The organism is Acinetobacter sp. 228 (assembly GCF_048147885.1).
Window position 1 is genome coordinate 1 of the sequence record NZ_JAYWYV010000251.1, and the last position, 1,411, is coordinate 1,411.

A 1,411-nucleotide genomic window follows, 5' to 3' on the forward strand; every position below is an offset into this window, starting at 1 on the left:
TTTAAAACATGCCCTAGTTCTTGAACGGTTTGCCATGCGAGAGGGTGTTCTACATCAATACTGAACTTAAACCACCAAGCGTGTTCGCCATCTGCTCCATGAGCCATGATACGGGCTTCTTGTATACTTGGAACTTTGCAGAAAAATTGATGAAGACGTTCAAAACTGATTTCAGACACAGCAATTGACCTAGCTTGAAAAATGCTAATGGTAGCACAGATACAGATTCTTCATATTTTCTTTATAGTCATTACAAACAATATCAATCAAAGCCATTTTATTCATGGTTTCTCCTTGACTCTTTCTTAATCTAGCTTTAGATCAAGATAAAAAGGAATACTCCATGAAAAAGCCTATTGTTCTCGTACTTTCAACATTAATGTTGGGTATGTCGGCAACTGCGATGGCCGATTCAAATCATCGTTGGGATAACTATCACGGTAAAGAACATAATCGCTATGAACAGCGTCATGATTATCGTTATGACCACCGCAATGATCATAGAGCTCCTGTTTGGTCACACTCTGAGCGTGGCAACCATTATGGCCGATATGTAGCCTTTAAGCGCGGTGATCGTATTCCTGTGGAATACCGTAATAGCCGTTATTATGTCTCAGACTGGCGTGCACATCGCTTATATGCACCACCACGTGGATACCACTGGGTGAAGACTCCTAACCAATACTTATTGGTTGACTCGAAACATCACATTTATCGAGTTCGTTAAACGTAAAATAAAAAATGGCCCGCTTGAGGCCATTTTTTTATGCCAACTCGTCATCTTGCGGTTGGGGTGTTTTTAAAGAAGTAGGTGTTTTTGAATGTTTTTCTTTCATAACAGATGGGTAGTGCCAAGAAGCAAAACGGACAACTAAAATAGAGAGAGCTAAAATAAGAATTGAGCCAGTAATAATGACTTGATCAAGATCGGCTTTATGGTCATGTTGGATATCAGAAATAAGTAAACGTGTTAGGGCTGTAATGGCGACATAAATAAGAAAACGTACAGGCATATGATTGGTTTTAAAGTAAATTCCAACCATTGCCCCAAGTTCTAGGTAAATAAATAACAATAAGATGTCATCGATTGATGCATATTTTTTGACGGTCAGAATTTCAAAAACGGTATGAGCAGCAGACCAAGCAATCATACAGCCTATGATAAATAAGGCTAAATAATGAAAAGCCTCAACAGCATAATGTCCAAACCGATCAAGGGTTCTTTCAAACTTTTTGGGATCAGGCATAGTAAAATCTTTTTTGATATGAGAATGTTTAGAAATTAAACAAATTTTGTGCCAATGGAAATAGTAAATACAAAATAAAAAACGCCTGATTTTTCAGGCACTTTTATTGAAATTTATTACAATTCAAATAATAAGGCGGTATCCATTATCAAAGCGATGGCTAT

General features: G+C 37.3%; 2 protein-coding genes and 1 pseudogene. 1 reads left to right on the forward strand and 2 read right to left on the reverse strand.

The window, feature by feature from the left end:
- Nucleotides 1-179, reverse strand: a pseudogene (locus VXQ92_RS17895) (hypothetical protein); the annotation flags it as partial.
- 164 nt (nucleotides 180-343) lie between these two features.
- Between VXQ92_RS17895 and VXQ92_RS17900 the strand changes: the two are divergent.
- Complete coding sequence (locus VXQ92_RS17900; protein WP_000743010.1) at nucleotides 344-727, forward strand: RcnB family protein; 384 nt, start codon at nucleotides 344-346, stop codon at nucleotides 725-727.
- 37 nt (nucleotides 728-764) lie between these two features.
- Here the strand turns inward: VXQ92_RS17900 and VXQ92_RS17905 are convergent, their stop codons facing one another.
- On the reverse strand, nucleotides 765-1,247 hold the full coding sequence (locus VXQ92_RS17905) for a phosphate-starvation-inducible protein PsiE (protein WP_001113293.1): 483 nt from the start codon (nucleotides 1,245-1,247) through the stop codon (nucleotides 765-767).
- Between the last annotated feature and the right edge of the window lie 164 nt (nucleotides 1,248-1,411).